Here is a 15,111-nt window from a genome sequence, read left to right as displayed (position 1 = left end):
GCCGGGGCTGCTTTGCAGCCCTTTCGCGACACAAGGCCGCTCCTACACAAAGCGGGTGTTGCAGGTAGGCTCTACCCCGGCAGGCTATAACGCTCGGCAAAGTACTGCCGGAAGAAGTCCACCGCCACCCGCACCTTGGCCGAGCTGGCCAGCGGCGTGGTGTATACCGCCCAGATATCCGCCGGCTGGTGATAGTCCTCCAGCACCTGCACCAGGCGCCCGTCCTGCAGGCTGTCGTGCACATCCCACCAGGAACGCAGCAATATCCCGCGCCCGTCCAGGCACCACTGGTGAGCCACTTCGCCATGGTTGCTCGACAAACTGCCGGTCACCCGCACCCCCTCCTCACCCTCCGGGCCCATCAGCTGCCACACGCCAAACGGGTGGTCGCGCTCCTTGATCACCAGGCAGTCATGGCTGGCCAGGTCGCCCAACACCTTGGGCGTGCCGCGCCGGGCCAGGTACGCCGGCGCGGCGCACAGCACCCGGCGGTTGCGCGCCAGCGGCTTGGCAATCAGGTTGGGGGCGATAGCGTTGCCCACGCGGATATCCAGGTCGACGCCTTCGGCGATCAGGTCCACCAGGCGGTCATGCACGTCCAGGCGAATGTCCAGCCGCGGGTAGCGTTCGGCCAGCTCCGACAAGGCCGGCGCCACGAAGCGCCGGCCCAGGCCCAGGCTGCTGGCGATGCGCAGTTGCCCGGCCGGCTCGCGGTGCTGGGCGCTGATGTCATCACCCATGCGCTGCACCGCATCGAAAATCTGCAGCGCCCACTGGTACACCCGCTCACCCTCCTCGCTCACCGTCACCCGCCGGGTGGTGCGGTGCAACAGGCGTACTTCCAGGGTTTGCTCGAGCATGCGAATGCGCTTGCTGATGTACGCCGCCGACATGCCCAGCTCATCGGCCACGGCCGCGAAGCTGGCGCGCCTGGCCACTTGCAGGAAGATGTTGAGGTCGTCGAGGCTGGGCAGATTATTCACGTAGCGTGTTCCAAGAATCCATGAATGGCTAGATTATCTCCGGATCAAGCCCTTATAGCATGGCCAGCACCTGTTCCCTAGACAACGAGTGCACCCCATGAGCAAGACTTTCAGAATCGCGGCAATCCCCGGCGATGGCATCGGCAACGAAGTACTGCCTGAAGGCATTCGCGTGGTCGAGGCCGCTGCGCGCAAGCACGGCCTGGACATCAGCTTCGAGTTCTTCGAGTGGGCCAGCTGCGATTACTACCTGGCCCACGGCAAGATGATGCCGGACGACTGGTTCGAACAGCTCAAGGGTTTCGACGCCCTGTACTTCGGCGCAGTGGGCTGGCCTGACAAGGTACCGGACCACATCTCCCTGTGGGGTTCACTGCTCAAGTTCCGCCGCGACTTCGACCAGTACGTGAACATCCGCCCGGTGCGCCTGTTCCCCGGCGTACCTTGCCCACTGGCTGGCCGTGAGCCAGGTGACATCGACTTCGTGGTCATTCGCGAGAACACCGAGGGCGAGTACTCGTCGCTGGGCGGGCGCATGTTCGAAGGCACCGAGAACGAGTTCGTGCTGCAGGAGTCGGTGTTCACCCGCCGCGGCGTCGACCGCATCCTCAAGTACGCCTTCGATGTGGCCCAGACCCGCCAGCGCAAGCATGTCACCTCGGCCACCAAGTCCAACGGCATGGCCGTGAGCATGCCGTACTGGGACGAGCGCACGGCGGCGATGGCTGCCAATTATCCGGAAATCAGCTGGGACAAGCAGCACATCGATATCCTCTGCGCGCGCTTCGTGCTGCAACCGGACCGCTTCGACGTGGTGGTGGCCTCGAACCTGTTCGGCGACATCCTCTCCGACCTCGGCCCAGCCTGCGCCGGCACCATCGGCATCGCGCCATCGGCCAACCTCAACCCCGAGCGCAAGTTCCCGTCGCTGTTCGAACCGGTGCACGGTTCGGCGCCGGACATCTACGGCAAGAACATCGCCAACCCGATCGCGATGATCTGGTCCGGTGCGCTGATGCTCGACTTCCTCGGCAACGACGGCGCGGACCCGCGCTATCGCGCCGCCCACGACGACATCCTCAAGGCCATCGAGCAGGTCATCGCCGCCGGTGACGTGACCCGCGACATGGGCGGGCAGCAATCCACCCAGCAAGTGGGCCAGGCAATTACCGCGCTGGTCGAGGCCTGATCCACCAGTGGCTGGAATCTGATGATCGACCTTCTGCCACTTGCAGCGGCGCGGAGACTGCACGCCGATATTTGGTAACAAAGACCAAGTGGACATGCTGCACGAAGCTGCAGTATCTACCACATCTCATATCGTTTAATGCGTGTTTTGCTTTATATGCTGCAACTCCAAGCCTTCAAGTACCTACTGATGCCAACCGGCGAACAGCAGCGTCAAATGCGCCGTTTCGCCGGCTCGTGCCGGTTCGTGTTTAACCAGGCGCTGGCGTTGCAGCAAGCCAACCGCGACGCAGGCGGCGCGTACATCGGCTATGTAGCGATGGCTAAACACCTGACCGCGTGGCGTAACAGCAGCGCAACGGCCTGGCTGAAGGAGGCCCCCGTCCATCCGCTGCAACACGCCCTCAAAGACCTCGATAAAGCCTACAAGCACTTTTTCGAGAAGCGTGCCGATTTCCCACAATTCAAGCATAAGGCCCGCAGCAACAGTTTCCGTTACCCCGATCCCAAACAGATCAAACTTGATCAGGCCAACGGCCGCGTCTTCCTGCCCAAGCTTGGTTGGCTGCGCTACCGCAACAGCCGCAAGGTGTTGGGCGACCTACGCAACGTCACCGTAAGTTTGAGCGGCGGTCGGTGGTTTGTCGCCATCCAGACCCGTCGCGAGGTACAAACACCAGTACCGCTGGGTGGGATGGTCGGCATCGATATGGGAATCGCTCGATTCGCTACATTGAGTGATGGTAGCCACATCGAGCCACTCAACAGCTTCAAGCGGCACGAAAGGGCCCTGCGCAAAGCGCAGCAGGCCATGAGTCGCAAGACAAGATTCAGCCGCAACTGGACGCGTGCAAAAGCTCGCGTCCAGCGCCTGCATGTGCGCATATGCAACGTGCGCCTCGACTACTTGCACAAGACCTCGACCAACATCAGCAAAAACCACGCGATGGTATGTATCGAAGACTTGCAGGTGCGCAACATGAGCACCTCGGCGTCAGGTTCAGCCGAACATCCGGGCAAAAATGTCCGGGCCAAGTCCGGTCTGAACAAGGCCATCCTCGACCAGGGCTGGTATGAGTTCCGCCGCCAACTGGACTACAAGCTGGCATGGAAGGGAGGCTGGCTGATTGCCGTGCCAGCTCGCCACACCAGCCAAACCTGCCCACACTGCACACATGTCTCCAGGGCTAACCGACAGAGCCAAACCCGCTTCAGCTGTGTCGAGTGCGGCTTTAGCGAACACGCGGATCGGGTCGGCGCGATAAACATCCTTGCTCGCGGGATGCAAAACCTGCGAGACGAAGGGCAGGACACGGCAGATGCTTCTGTCGGGCGGGAAACCGCAGCCCGGATCGCCTGTGAAGTGAGCGGTACTACAAGACCGCCAGCAGCAGGAACCCACCGAGGTGAATTGGTCCGTCAGGGCTGATCACGGTAGGGATTCCAGGCCTGAAAGGGCGGGAAGGATGTCAAGTGTTCCTGATTACCGTGATCGTAGCCCCTCGTCAGTGCTGTACCGCACCTGGCCGGGCGCTTCGTCAGCGACACCCCGGCCAACTGGAAGTCGATCGTCGACAACTACCTGGAGTGCTACCACTGCGCCCCTGCCCACCCGGGCTTCTCCGACTCGGTGGACGTTGGCCAGTACAGCCACAGCCTGCACGGCAACTGGACCCTGCAATACGGCCTGGCCAAGCCTTCGGAGCAGTCGTTCAAGTTCGACGAGAATGTGAAAGACCCATCGTTCGCCGGTTTCTGGGCCTGGCCTTGCACCATGTTCAACGTGCCGCCAGGAGCCAACTTCATGACCGTGATCTACGAGTTCCCGGTCGATGCCGAAACCACCCTGCAGCACTACGACATCTACTTCCTCAACAAGGACATCAGCGAGGAGCAGCAGAAGCTGATCGACTGGTACCGCGAAGTGTTCCGCCCGGAAGACCTGCGCCTGGTCGAAAGCGTGCAGAAGGGCCTGAAGTCCCGTGGCTACCGTGGCCAGGGCCGGATCATGGCCGACCGCGAGCGCAGCGGCATGAGCGAACACGGCATTGCCCACTTCCACAACCTGATCGCCGTGGCCCACCTCGACGATTGATGGCAACCGCTCCACGTTTTTTGCACGTAAAGGTGCGCGGCAGGGCCTGCCGCGCGCCCAGGCAGTCGAGGTGAACCATGGCCAACACATATGAAATGTTCAGCGTGCACGTTACCGCAGTGGAACAAGCCACGCCGCTGATCAAGCGCTTTACCCTGGCCCGCGAAGACGGCGCGGCGATGCCCGCCTTCACCGGTGGCAGCCACGTCATCGTGCAGATGCACGGCACCGACGGCAGCCAGTTCAGCAACGCCTACTCGTTGATGAGCGACCCGCGCGACACCCGCAGCTACCAGATTGGCGTGCGCCTGGAGGAGCAGTCCAAGGGCGGCTCGGCGTTCATGCACCAGCAGGTGGAAGTGGGCACCCGCCTGACCATTTCCTCGCCCAACAACCTGTTCGCGCTGGATCCGACCGCCGGCCGCCATGTGCTGATTGCCGGCGGCATCGGCATTACCCCGTTCCTGGCGCAACTGCATGAACTGGAAGGCGCCAGTGCCGACTACGAACTGCACTATGCCTTCCGCGCGCCGGAGCACGGGGCATTCCAGGACCAGCTGGCCAACGGGCCGCACGCTGCCAACACCCGTTTCTACATCGACAGCCTCGACCGCAAGCTCGACCTGGCCGCCCTGTGCGCGGGGCTGGACGAGCAGGCGCACCTGTACGTGTGCGGCCCCAAACCACTGATCGACGCGGTCATCGCCTGCGCCGCCGAGGCCGGCATTGCCGAGCACCGCGTGCATTGGGAACAGTTTGCCGCCACTCCGGTCACCGGCAGTGCCTTTACCGTGGTGCTGGCGCAGTCGGGTGTGGAGTTGCAGGTGGAAGAAGGCATGACCATCCTGCAGGCCATCGAGAAGTCCAAAGCCGCCAAGGTCGAGTGCCTGTGCCGCGAAGGCGTGTGCGGCACCTGCGAGACGGCCATCCTCGAGGGTGAAGCCGAGCATTACGACCAGTACCTGAGCGACGAAGAAAAGGCTGCCCAGCAGAGCATCATGCTGTGCGTCTCGCGTGCTCGTACTGCCCGCTTGGTACTCGACTTGTAATTACCCGCAGTTGACGCGCCCTCTGTAGGAGCGGCCTTGTGTCGCGATGGGGCGCGCAGCGGCCCCAGGATCTCTGCCATGGCACAGATCGCCGGGGCCGCTGCGCGCCCCATCGCGACACAAGGCCGCTCCTACAGGGATTCGCAACTCTCTCAGTACCGTCAACCAAAAGTTGACAGCTTGGGTATACTGGCAGGCTCTTGGCCCAGATCAGGACACCCTGCCGATGTTGGAAAACAGCTTCGCCTTCCGCCTCAAGGAACTGCTCGAGCATCACAAGCTGACCCTGCAAGCCGTGGGCACGGCCTTGGGCATTTCGCGCACCGCGGTGCACAAGTGGACCCGTGGCGGCGAGATCGACTACGACAACCTGCGCAAGCTGGCCGACTTTCTCAAGGTCAACTGGATCTGGCTGCGCTATGGCGACGAGGCGCTGCAGAACATCCAGCAACCACAGGTGGTCGAGCTGCCGATGACCGACCTGCGCCGGCGCCTGACTGCCGAGATCATGGAAAGCGAAACGCGCATGAAGCTGGCCCAGGAAGGCGCACGCATCGTCACCTGGGAATGGAACCTGATCAGCGACGAAGTCACCTACTCGCCCAATGTCGAGCAGGTGTATGGCTGGCCGGTGCACCACAACGAAGACTTCTGGAAACACCTGCCGGGCGAAGACGTGCAGCACATGCAGGCGATGTATGCCGAGGCAGTGGCCAAGGGCAGCGGCTGCGAGTGCGACTTCCGCATCACCCGCCCCGACGGTGAAGTACGCTGGATCTCCTCCCGCGCCACGGTGGTACGCGACAGCGCCGGGCGATCGGTGAAGATGGTCGGCATCAGCATGGACAACACCGAGCGCCAGATGGCCCAGCAGGCCTTGAGCCAAAGCGAGGAACGCTTCCGCACGATCTTCGAGCTGGCCTGGGGTGCCCTCGCCTACATCGACCCCGACGGCACCTGGCAACGGGTCAACAACAGCCTGTGCGAGCTGCTGGGCTACCGTGCCGAGGAGCTGTACGGCATGACTTTCCAGCAGATCACCCACGCCGATGACCTGGCGCAGAACCTGCAATTGCTGCAGCGCATGCTGGCTGGCGAAACCGAGCGTTACGAGGTGGAAAAACGCGTACGCCACAAGAACGGCGAGTACATCTGGGTACGCGCCCGCACCTCGCTGCAACGTCGCGACAACGGCGAGCCGGAGCATCTGATCAGCGTGTTCGAAGACATCAGCGCCGAGCGCCAGGAGCATGAACGGCTGCAGGCGCATATTGCCGCGCTGGAGGCCCGCCTGGCTGCTTCGTGACAAGGCTTACCCGAAAACCCAAGTCTGTCGCGATCCGTGTGGGAGCGGGTTCACCCGCGAACACGGGCGAAGCCCGTGCCATCCACCGCGGTGCCTGCTTCGCGGGTGAACCCGCTCCCACAGGGACCGCGCCAGCTTTCAGATTTGAGTAAGGCAGTTGCTCCTTTGCTGCCAGGCCGGCAGGTGATCGCCGCGCAGCCAGTCGATAAACCGCGCAAACAACTCCGACTGCGAGTTGATCTCCAGCTTCAGGTACAGATTCTTGCGGTGCATGCGCACGGTTTCCGGCGAGATGCCCAGCTCCAGCGCGGTGGACTTCACCGAATGCCCACGCAGAATCATGTGCGCCACCTCCCGCTCACGGTCGGTCAGCACCTGGCAGCCGAAACTGTCGAACGCCGCCTGCAGGCTGCCACGCTCCACCGATGCGGGGCCGGGCTCCAGTTGGTGCCGGGCGTAGCGCCCCAGCAGCTCGCGTACCATCGGTTCCAGCGCACGCAGCAGGTCGATCTGCCCTGTACTCAGCCGCGTGCCGCTGCAGCCCTGGAACAGGCTCAGCGACAACTTGCGGCCAGCGCTGAGGTCGACGATGTAGTAGCTGTCTTCACTGCAGCCGGTCCCCAGGTAATAGGCCTTGTAGTAGTCGCTGTCGAAGAAGTTGTCCGGGGCGATTTCCTGCAGGTGGTAAAAGCCCTCGGCCAGGCCGCTCTGCACGGCCAGGCAGAACGGGTCGAGCAGGTAGCCGGCAGTGAAGTAGCGCTCCAGCACGGCGGCGCGGTGCAGGTCGGGGATGCCTTGCTGGTACAGCAGTTGCGGTGCCCGCCCCTGGCACTCGAGGCTGATCATCATCGACTCCACCTGCACCAGCTGACCGATGGCGGCCGCCACATGCGCCAGCGCCTCGGGCGTTTCGCTGTGTGCCAGTGCGCGCTGCAGCGCCGCATGCCATTGCTGCAGCGCGCCCAGTGAAAGGGTAAGCGGGGTGTCGGGAGAGGCCTGGGTCATGCCCGGCAGTCTAGCCTGCCAGGCACGCCCGCGCACAGCCCTTTGCGCCAGGTTCATCGGCCCTGGTACAGGCCAAGCGCCGTGAGTTCGCGCGCGGTTTCGATGATGCACTGGCGCAGGGTTTCGACGATCTCGTCCACCTGCGCATGGGTGACGATCAACGGCGGCGACATCACGTTCAGGTGCATGATCGGCCGCACCAGCAGGCCTTTGGCCTGGGCCTTGCTGTGGATGCGTTCGCCGATGTTCACCTCGTCGGCGAATAGCGCCTTGCTGGCCTTGTCGGCAACGAACTCGACACAGGCCATCAGCTTCATGCAGCGCACATCCCCCACCAGCGGCAGCTCGCGCAGGCTTTGCAGGCGCTGTTCCAGGTAGCCGCCAACGTCCTTGACGTGCGCCAGCAAATGCTCGCGCTCGATGATCTCGATGTTTTTCAGCGCCGCAGTGCAGCACACCGGGTGGCCGCTGTAGGTGAAGCCGTGGGTGAAGCAGCGGCCCTTGCCCGGCTCGGCGATCACCTGCCAGATGCGCTCGGAGAAGATGCACGCCCCCAGCGGCAGGTAGGCCGAGGTCAGGCCCTTGGCGGTAGTGATGATGTCGGGGGTTACGCCGAACAGTTCCTCGCTGGCGAAGAAGGTGCCCAGGCGCCCGAACGAGGTCACCACTTCGTCGGCGACGAACAGGATGTCGTAGGCCTGGCACAGCTGCCACATGCGCTGGAAGTAGCCCTTGGGCGGAATGATCACCCCGCCCGAGCCCATGATCGGCTCGGCGAAGAACGCCGCCACGTTGTCGGCCCCCAGCGAGAGGATCTTGTCCTCGAACTCGGCCACCAGGAAGTCGAGGAACTCGGCCTCGTCCATGTCGTGCGGGGCGCGGTACGGGTTGGGGTTGGACACGTGGTGGATCAGGTCGTGGTGATAATCGAACTCCGGCACCCGGTCAGCGGCCTTGTTGCCGATCGACATGGTCAGGGTGGTGGAGCCGTGGTAGGCGTTGTAGCGGGCGATGATGTGCTTCTTGTGCGGCTTGCCACGGCAGTTCTGGTAGTACTGGATCAGCCGGTAGGCAGTGTCGACCGCGGTCGAGCCGCCGGTGGTGAGGAACACATGGTTCAGGTCACCCGGTGCCAGCTGCGCAAGCTTCTGGCACAGCTCGATGGCCACATCATTGGCCATGTCGGAGAACGGGTTGGAATAGGCCAGCTGGCGTACCTGGTCGGCGATGGCCAGGGCCATTTCCTCGCGTCCCAGGCCAATGTTGGTGCACCACATGCCGCCGACGGCATCGAGGAAGCAGTTGCCGTGGGTATCGCGGATGTAGGCGCCCTCGCCGGCAACGATGTTCAGCGCGCCTTGCTCGCGGTGCTCGTCGAACACGTGGTAGCCGTGCATGTAGTGGGCCTTGTCGGCTTCCACCAGCGGGTCGTGGGCAATGGCGAATGCTTTGCTTGGGGTGGCCATGGGCAGCTCCTTGGCAGTGATCGTTGGGCAGTGTTCAGAAACCGGTCTTGACCGTGCTCCAGACCCGGGTGATGGCGCGCATGTCCTTCGGGCTCTGGGTTTTCTGCGCGAACAGGCGCTCGCGGGTTTGCGCGTCGGGGTAGATGGCCGGGTCCTGGCGGATCTCGTCGCGCACCAGCGCGGTGGCGGCGGCGTTGCTGTTGGCGTAGTGGATGTAGTCGGTGACCTTGGCCATGGTCTGCGGCTGCAGCAGGAACTCGATGAAGCGGTGGGCGTTGGCCGCGTGCGGTGCATCCTTGGGGATGTACAGGTTGTCGAACCAGATCAGCGAGCCTTCCTGGGGAATGAAGAACGACAGCTTGATGTCCTTCTTCGCTTCCACCGCGCGGGCCTGGGCGGTGGCGTAGTCGCCGGACCAGGTCAGGGCCAGGCAGACATCGCCGTTGGGCAGGCTGGTGAGGTAATTGACCGAATCGAACTTGCGAATGTACGGGCGAATGCCCAGCAGCAGTTGTTCGGCCGCCTTGAGGTCGGCCGGCGATGCGCTGCGTGGGTCCTTGCCCAGGTACTGCAGGGCCAGCGGAATGACTTCGGTCGGCGCATCCATCAGGGTGACGCCACAGTCGGCGAAGCGCGAGACGATCCTGGGGTCGAACAGCATGGCCAGCGAGCCGATGGGGGCATCGGGCATGCGCGCGGTGATCTTGTCGACGTTGTAGGTTACCCCCGAGCTGCCCCAGGTGTAGGGCGCCGAGTATTTCAGGCCGGGGTCGTAGCCTTGCAGGTTGTTCACCACCTGCGGGTCGAGGTTGTGCCAGCTGGGCAGTTGCTGCTTGTCCAGCGCCTGGAACACCCCGGCACTGATCAGCGGGGGTACCAGGGAAGCGTTGAGCATGACCAGGTCGTAGCCGGAGCGGCCGGTGAGCAGTTTGGTCTGTACCGTTTCGTAGCCGTCGAAGGTGTCGTAGATGACCTTGATGCCGGTGGCCTTCTCGAAGTCGGCCAGGGTGGTTTCGCCGATATAGTCGGTCCAGTTGTACAACCGCAACGTGTTACCGCTGTCCACCTCTGCCGCCTGGGCCAGGCTGGCGCCAGACGCCAGCAGCAGACCGCCAATCACCTTCAGTACCTTGCGCATGGCAACTCCATCGTGTGAGTGCTCGGGATCGAGCCGATGGGGGCACTATCGAGGGATTTGCCGAAGGGGGACATACCCCGAATGTGTGGGTGGTCGTTTTTTGGCAGAATGTCGTATGCCGACAGAATTCTGGGGCTGCTTTGCAGCCCTTTCGCGACACAAGGCCGCTCCTACAGGGTACGCGGATCCTGTAGGAGCGGCCTTGTGTCGCGATGGGCCGCAACGCGGCCCCAGTGGTTCGAGCAAAAGCTCACGCCAGCGGATACAACGCCTCATCAAACTGCTCCAGACGCGGGAACACCAAAGGCTGGTCGTCCGAGAGCTGCTCCAGGCGCTGCCGGTACTGCTGCAAAAACGCCTGCCGCGCCTCGTCACTGATGTACGGCACATGCCAGGCCACGAACGGCGGCAGCACCTCGAACCCCACGTAGGCCAGCGTGCCGCGCAAGATCGGCCGCAGCATGTCTTCCAGCGGCCCATGAATCGCCCCGTCGCCAAACATGTGCTCGCGCCCGCCCAGGGTAACGGTCACCAGCGCTTTCTTGCCCGCCAACCCGCCCTGGTCGTAGAAGCGCTTGCCGCCATAGCACACCCCCGACACCAGCACCCGGTCGATCCAGCCCTTGAGCATGGCCGGCGCCGAGAACCAGAAGATCGGGAAGTTCAGCACCAGCAAGTCGGCCCACAGCAGCTTGTCCAGCTCCTGCTGGATATCCGCGGCAATGGCACCACGCTTGACCCCCTGGCGCTGCTCCAGGGCATACACCAGGTACTCGGGGTTTTCGCGCTGGCTGAAGTCATCGGCACTGGCCACCGGGTTCCAGCCCATGGCGTACAGGTCGCTGACCTGCACCTGGTGGCCCTGGGCGCGGAAGGTTTCCACGGCTTGGTCACGCAGGGCAGCAGTGAACGATTGCGGCTCGGGGTGAGCGTGGACGATCAGTACATTCACAAACATTCTCCTCACACAAAACAGGTTGTCTTCCAGCTGTGGCTCAGCACTGCACCGCTTTCACCTCGACGAACTCCGCCAGGCCCTCCTCGCCCCACTCGCGCCCGTTGCCCGACTGTTTGTAGCCACCAAACGGTGCCTGGTAGTTGAACCCGCCACCGTTGATGAAGCACTGCCCGGCGCGTATCTGCCGCGCCAGGGCCAGGCCGTGCTCGCGGCTACCGGCCCACACCGCGCTGGACAGGCCAAACGGCGAATCGTTGGCCAGGGCCAGCGCCTGGGCCTCGTCGGCATAGGGGATCAGGCACAGCACCGGGCCGAAAATTTCCTCCTGGGCGATGCGCATGCGGTTGTCGACATCGGCGAACAACGTCGGCGCCACGTAGAAGCCGCGCTCGAAGCCGGCCGGCGTATCACCGCCGCACAGCAGGCGCGCACCCTCTTCCTGCCCCAGGCGAATGTAGTCGAGCACGGTGCGCCGCTGGCCTGCCGAACACATCGGCCCGAGGAAGCTGGCCGGGTCACGCGGGTCGCCCATGACCAGCGTACGGGTCTCGGCCTCGGCAATCTCCAGCGCCTCGGCGTAGCGGCTGGCCGGCAGCAGCATGCGGGTCAGGGCCGTGCAGGTCTGCCCCGAGTTGATCATCACGTCCTGCACGCCATGGCGCACCGCCGCGTGCAGGTCGGCGTCGGCGGTGATCAGCAGCGGCGACTTGCCGCCCAGCTCCAGGCACACCCGCTTGACCGTCGGCGCGGCCGCCTGGGCCACGCGCACCCCGGCGCCGGTGGAGCCGGTGAACGACACCATGTCCACCTGCGGGTGCCGGGCCAGGGCCTCGCCGACCTTGGCCCCCGGCCCGCTGACCAGGTTGAACACCCCGGCCGGCAGGCCGATGGCCTCGATCATCTCGGCCAGCAGGAACGCATGCAGCGGTGTTTCCTGGCTGGGCTTGACCACCACCGTGCAGCCGGCGGCCAGGGCCGGCGCCAGCTTGCCGATCATCTGGTGCAGCGGGTAGTTCCACGGGTTGATGAACGCGCACACGCCAACGGCCTCGCGGTACACCAGCGAGTTGCCGACTTCGCGCACCTCATCCATCAGCCCGGCCAGTTCGGCGTACTGCTCCAGCCCGGCAATCGGGCCCTCGACCTGTACCGCCTGGCACCACTGCACCGGCATGCCCAGCTCATCGGTGATGAGCGAGGCCATTTCCGCGGCACGGCTCTTCAGCTGTGCGGCCAGCGCCGTTATGTACCCGGCGCGTACGCTGGACGGTGTGCGCGACCAGCCATCGAAGGCCCGCCGCGCAGCCATCACCGCCCGTTCGACATCGGCCTCGGCGCCCAGCGGCACCCGGCCGATGGCCTGTTCGGTGGCCGGGTCGATCACCTCGGCCATACCCTGCCCGCTCGGTACCTGCCAGGCGCCGTCGATGTACAGCCGCGCATACTCACGCATGGGCCTGCCCCTGCATCAGTGCGGCGGCGCAGCGGGCGATGCGCCGGCAAGCGTCGGCCAAGGCCTCGTTACCCAATACCAGGCCCAGGCGGATATGCCCGGCAGCGCTGGGGCCGAAGGCTTCGCCGGCGAGCACCGACACACCCTGGCTGTCGAGCAGGCAATCGGCGAAGGCCTGGGCACTGAGGCCGGTCTCGCGGATATCGACCATCACGAACATACCGCCATCGGGCTTGAGCACCTTGATGCCCGGGCAGTCGGCCAACTGCTCGCACACCAGGTCGCGACGCTGGCGATAGGCTTCGCGCATGACATCCAGTTCCGGGAGTTGTTGCTCCAGCGCCACCACGGCGGCGTCCTGGATGAAGTCCGGCGAGCCGTACAGCATGCACAGGGCGAGGTTTTCCAGGTGGGTGGCAAGCTCGGTCGAACCGACCACCCAGCCCATCCGCCAACCGGTCATGGCATGCGACTTCGACAGGCTGTTGAGGGTGGCGGTGCGCTCGGCCATGCCCGGCAGGCTGCCAGGGCTGACATGCTCGCCGTCGTACAACAGCTCGCTGTACACCTCATCGGAAATCAGCCACAGGTCGTGGGCGATGCACAGCTCGGCCAGCGCTTCCCAGGTGGCGCGCGACAGGCTCGCCCCCGAGGGATTGTGCGGGCTGTTCAGGGCCAGGGCGCGGGTGCGCGGGGTGATGCGCGCGGCCACGTCACGCGGGCACACGCGAAAGCCGTTCTCCGGCTTGACCGGCACCGGCACCACCTTGGCGCCACAGGCCCCGAACACCGCCTCGTAGGTCACGTACATGGGCTCGGCGACAATCACCTCGTCACCCGGGTCGAGCACGCACTGGGCCACGCAGTACAGCGCACATTGGGCTCCCGCCAGCACCGTCACCTGGTCGGCATCGACGGCCTGGCCGCTGCGCTGGCGGTGGCGGTTGGCGATGGCCTGGCGCAGCGCCAGCTTGCCGCGCACATCGGCGTAATGGGTGTGGCCCGCACGCAGGCTGTCGATGGCCGCCTCGACGATCGGCGCGGGGGTGTCGAAGTCCGGGTCACCCACCGACAGCAGCAGGATATCCTTGCCCTCGGCCTGCAGCGCCAGGGCGCGGTAGTGGATGTCCCAGGCCGCGGCCCCGTCGCCGGCGATGCGTTGAGTGAGCTTGGCGTAGCGCATGGCAATCTCCCTTCATTGGCGGTTTCAGTCGACGAGAATCTTCGGGTTGGAACTGCCCCATACGGTGTACAGGTCGGCGAGCAGCGCGCCGTTGATTTCTTCCATTTCGGCCTGGGTGATTTCACCCCCGGCCTGTTTGCCGAACAGCACCACTTCGTTGCCACCCTTCACATCGGGGAAGTCGGTGACATCGACCATCAACGTGTTCATCGACACCTTGCCCACCACCGGCACACGGTGGCCGTTGATCAGCACATGGCCCTTGTTGGTGAACACCCGGCGGTAGCCATCGGAGTAGCCGACGGTGATGTTGGCCAGGCGCGAATCACGCGCCAGCGTGAAGGTGCGGTCATAGCCGACGGTGTTGCCTGCCGGGTAGCTGTGCACCGCTGCCACGTGCGACTTGAACTGCATGGCACGTTGGTATTCGGTGTGCGTCGGCACGGTGTCGCCGAACAGCGCGCCGCCGGTGCGCACCATGTCCAGGCGCGCTTCCGGCACTTCCAGCGTAGCGAAGGAGTTGGCGGCGTGCAGGGTGAGCTTGCTGCGATCGAGTTTCGCGTGTTTGATCAGCCAGTCGGTCTGCTCGTTGAACGCTGCCAGGCCTTTGCGCACATCGTCCTTGTCTTCCACGGCGAAGTGAGTCATCAGCGCGACCAGCTGGAGGTGCTTCTGGTCGGTGATCTGCAGCGCTTCACCCCGGCCGGACCAGGTGGTCATTTCCACGCCGTTGCGGCTCATGCCACTGGAATTGAGCGCCAGATGAATGCGCAGGGTCTTGCCGTGGCGTTCGGCGAGGGCATCGAGCTGGCGGGCGAACTCGGCGCTGCCGACCAGTTCTTCCATGTCGTACTGCAAGGCATCTTCCACTTCGCTGAGGCTGGCCAGGCGCACCCGCACCAGTTGCCCGGTGAAGCCGCTGGCGCGGACCACGCGGGCCTCCTCGTTGCTGGCCACCGCCACGCAAGGCACGCCCTGGGCGATGATCGACGGCATGACCAGGCCGATACCGTGGCCATAGGCGTCGGCCTTGAGCACGGCGCACAGCTTGGACTTGCCGCCCAGCTCGGCCTGCAAGGTACGGATGTTGTGTTGCAGCGCGCCGGCACTGATTTCGACCCAGGCGTTGCTGTTCTGCACGGTCAGGGCCGTGGTGCCGTTGTCCATCGACAGGGGTGGTGCGGCGTACAGCGGGGCCTGGCCGGTGATCAGCAGAGCGAGGGATGCAGCCAGGAGGGTACGGCGAAATGGCATGGTGGTTTCTCTTGTTGTTCGTGGTGTCTGCCG

12 protein-coding genes and 2 pseudogenes are annotated in these 15,111 nt (G+C 64.4%); 5 read left to right on the top strand and 9 right to left on the bottom strand.

Annotation, left to right across the window (positions count from 1 at the left end; translation table 11 throughout):
* Nucleotides 1-71 precede the first annotated feature (71 nt).
* A complete protein-coding gene (locus ABIB24_RS14515; RefSeq protein ID WP_137163675.1) occupies nucleotides 72-983 on the bottom strand; it encodes a LysR substrate-binding domain-containing protein in 912 nt (303 codons plus the stop codon).
* A 97-nt stretch (nucleotides 984-1,080) separates the two neighbouring features.
* On the opposite strand from ABIB24_RS14515, the gene ABIB24_RS14510 reads away from it, so the two are divergent.
* Complete coding sequence (locus tag ABIB24_RS14510) at nucleotides 1,081-2,172, top strand: tartrate dehydrogenase (protein ID WP_025338756.1); 1,092 nt, start codon at nucleotides 1,081-1,083, stop codon at nucleotides 2,170-2,172.
* 55 nt (nucleotides 2,173-2,227) lie between these two features.
* Here ABIB24_RS14510 and ABIB24_RS26860 read toward each other — a convergent pair.
* Nucleotides 2,228-2,302, bottom strand: a pseudogene (locus ABIB24_RS26860) (IS200/IS605 family transposase); the annotation flags it as partial.
* A 26-nt stretch (nucleotides 2,303-2,328) separates the two neighbouring features.
* Here ABIB24_RS26860 and ABIB24_RS14505 point away from each other — a divergent pair.
* From ABIB24_RS14505 to ABIB24_RS14490, 4 genes and pseudogenes are all read left to right on the top strand, one after another.
* The gene (locus ABIB24_RS14505; protein WP_075044937.1) at nucleotides 2,329-3,600 is read left to right on the top strand and encodes an RNA-guided endonuclease InsQ/TnpB family protein; all 1,272 of its coding nucleotides are present in this window, start codon (nucleotides 2,329-2,331) and stop codon (nucleotides 3,598-3,600) included.
* A gap of 90 nt (nucleotides 3,601-3,690) precedes the next feature.
* Nucleotides 3,691-4,266, top strand: a pseudogene (locus tag ABIB24_RS14500) (RHO alpha subunit C-terminal catalytic domain-containing protein); the annotation flags it as partial.
* Between the two features lie 77 nt (nucleotides 4,267-4,343).
* Nucleotides 4,344-5,315, top strand: coding sequence for a PDR/VanB family oxidoreductase (locus tag ABIB24_RS14495; RefSeq protein WP_137163674.1), 972 nt, complete (start codon nucleotides 4,344-4,346; stop codon nucleotides 5,313-5,315).
* 226 nt (nucleotides 5,316-5,541) lie between these two features.
* A complete protein-coding gene (locus ABIB24_RS14490) occupies nucleotides 5,542-6,621 on the top strand; it encodes a helix-turn-helix domain-containing protein (protein ID WP_085665118.1) in 1,080 nt (359 codons plus the stop codon).
* A 138-nt stretch (nucleotides 6,622-6,759) separates the two neighbouring features.
* On the opposite strand, the gene ABIB24_RS14485 is transcribed toward ABIB24_RS14490, so the two are convergent.
* The 7 genes from ABIB24_RS14485 to alr form a co-directional block, all read right to left on the bottom strand.
* Nucleotides 6,760-7,626: a LuxR C-terminal-related transcriptional regulator gene (locus ABIB24_RS14485; RefSeq protein ID WP_354316741.1), complete on the bottom strand. Its 867-nt coding sequence runs from the start codon at nucleotides 7,624-7,626 to the stop codon at nucleotides 6,760-6,762.
* 53 nt (nucleotides 7,627-7,679) lie between these two features.
* Complete coding sequence (locus ABIB24_RS14480) at nucleotides 7,680-9,092, bottom strand: aminotransferase (RefSeq protein ID WP_354316739.1); 1,413 nt, start codon at nucleotides 9,090-9,092, stop codon at nucleotides 7,680-7,682.
* A 34-nt stretch (nucleotides 9,093-9,126) separates the two neighbouring features.
* Nucleotides 9,127-10,230 carry a polyamine ABC transporter substrate-binding protein gene (locus ABIB24_RS14475; protein WP_137163671.1) on the bottom strand — a complete coding sequence of 368 codons (1,104 nt, stop codon included), beginning with the start codon at nucleotides 10,228-10,230 and terminating at the stop codon, nucleotides 9,127-9,129.
* Between the two features lie 250 nt (nucleotides 10,231-10,480).
* The gene (locus ABIB24_RS14470) at nucleotides 10,481-11,182 is read right to left on the bottom strand and encodes an NAD(P)H-dependent oxidoreductase (protein WP_025338748.1); all 702 of its coding nucleotides are present in this window, start codon (nucleotides 11,180-11,182) and stop codon (nucleotides 10,481-10,483) included.
* A gap of 43 nt (nucleotides 11,183-11,225) precedes the next feature.
* On the bottom strand, nucleotides 11,226-12,641 hold the full coding sequence (locus tag ABIB24_RS14465; protein ID WP_085615315.1) for an aldehyde dehydrogenase family protein: 1,416 nt from the start codon (nucleotides 12,639-12,641) through the stop codon (nucleotides 11,226-11,228).
* Complete coding sequence (locus tag ABIB24_RS14460; RefSeq protein WP_354316736.1) at nucleotides 12,634-13,824, bottom strand: pyridoxal phosphate-dependent aminotransferase; 1,191 nt, start codon at nucleotides 13,822-13,824, stop codon at nucleotides 12,634-12,636. Before ABIB24_RS14460 ends, ABIB24_RS14465 begins: the two co-directional genes overlap by 8 nt.
* A gap of 24 nt (nucleotides 13,825-13,848) precedes the next feature.
* Complete coding sequence (gene alr, locus ABIB24_RS14455) at nucleotides 13,849-15,078, bottom strand: alanine racemase (protein WP_274079140.1); 1,230 nt, start codon at nucleotides 15,076-15,078, stop codon at nucleotides 13,849-13,851.
* Between the last annotated feature and the right edge of the window lie 33 nt (nucleotides 15,079-15,111).

This window comes from Pseudomonas sp. UYEF17 (assembly GCF_040546125.1).
Taxonomy (GTDB): domain Bacteria; phylum Pseudomonadota; class Gammaproteobacteria; order Pseudomonadales; family Pseudomonadaceae; genus Aquipseudomonas; species Aquipseudomonas putida_Z.
The sequence above is the reverse complement of the archived record's forward strand: the minus strand, read 5'-3'. Positions and strand labels throughout refer to the sequence as shown.

Bases quoted from the DNA above. Each gene is read 5' to 3' on its own strand.
- ABIB24_RS14510 (WP_025338756.1), top strand. From the start codon at position 1,081: ATGAGCAAGACTTTCAGAATCGCGGCAATCCCCGGCGATGGCATCGGC.
- ABIB24_RS14505 (WP_075044937.1), top strand. From the start codon at position 2,329: ATGCTGCAACTCCAAGCCTTCAAGTACCTACTGATGCCAACCGGCGAA.
- ABIB24_RS14495 (WP_137163674.1), top strand. From the start codon at position 4,344: ATGGCCAACACATATGAAATGTTCAGCGTGCACGTTACCGCAGTGGAA.
- ABIB24_RS14490 (WP_085665118.1), top strand. From the start codon at position 5,542: ATGTTGGAAAACAGCTTCGCCTTCCGCCTCAAGGAACTGCTCGAGCAT.
- ABIB24_RS14485 (WP_354316741.1), bottom strand. From the start codon at position 7,626: ATGACCCAGGCCTCTCCCGACACCCCGCTTACCCTTTCACTGGGCGCG.
- ABIB24_RS14480 (WP_354316739.1), bottom strand. From the start codon at position 9,092: ATGGCCACCCCAAGCAAAGCATTCGCCATTGCCCACGACCCGCTGGTG.
- ABIB24_RS14475 (WP_137163671.1), bottom strand. From the start codon at position 10,230: ATGCGCAAGGTACTGAAGGTGATTGGCGGTCTGCTGCTGGCGTCTGGC.
- ABIB24_RS14465 (WP_085615315.1), bottom strand. From the start codon at position 12,641: ATGCGTGAGTATGCGCGGCTGTACATCGACGGCGCCTGGCAGGTACCG.
- ABIB24_RS14460 (WP_354316736.1), bottom strand. From the start codon at position 13,824: ATGCGCTACGCCAAGCTCACTCAACGCATCGCCGGCGACGGGGCCGCG.
- alr (WP_274079140.1), bottom strand. From the start codon at position 15,078: ATGCCATTTCGCCGTACCCTCCTGGCTGCATCCCTCGCTCTGCTGATC.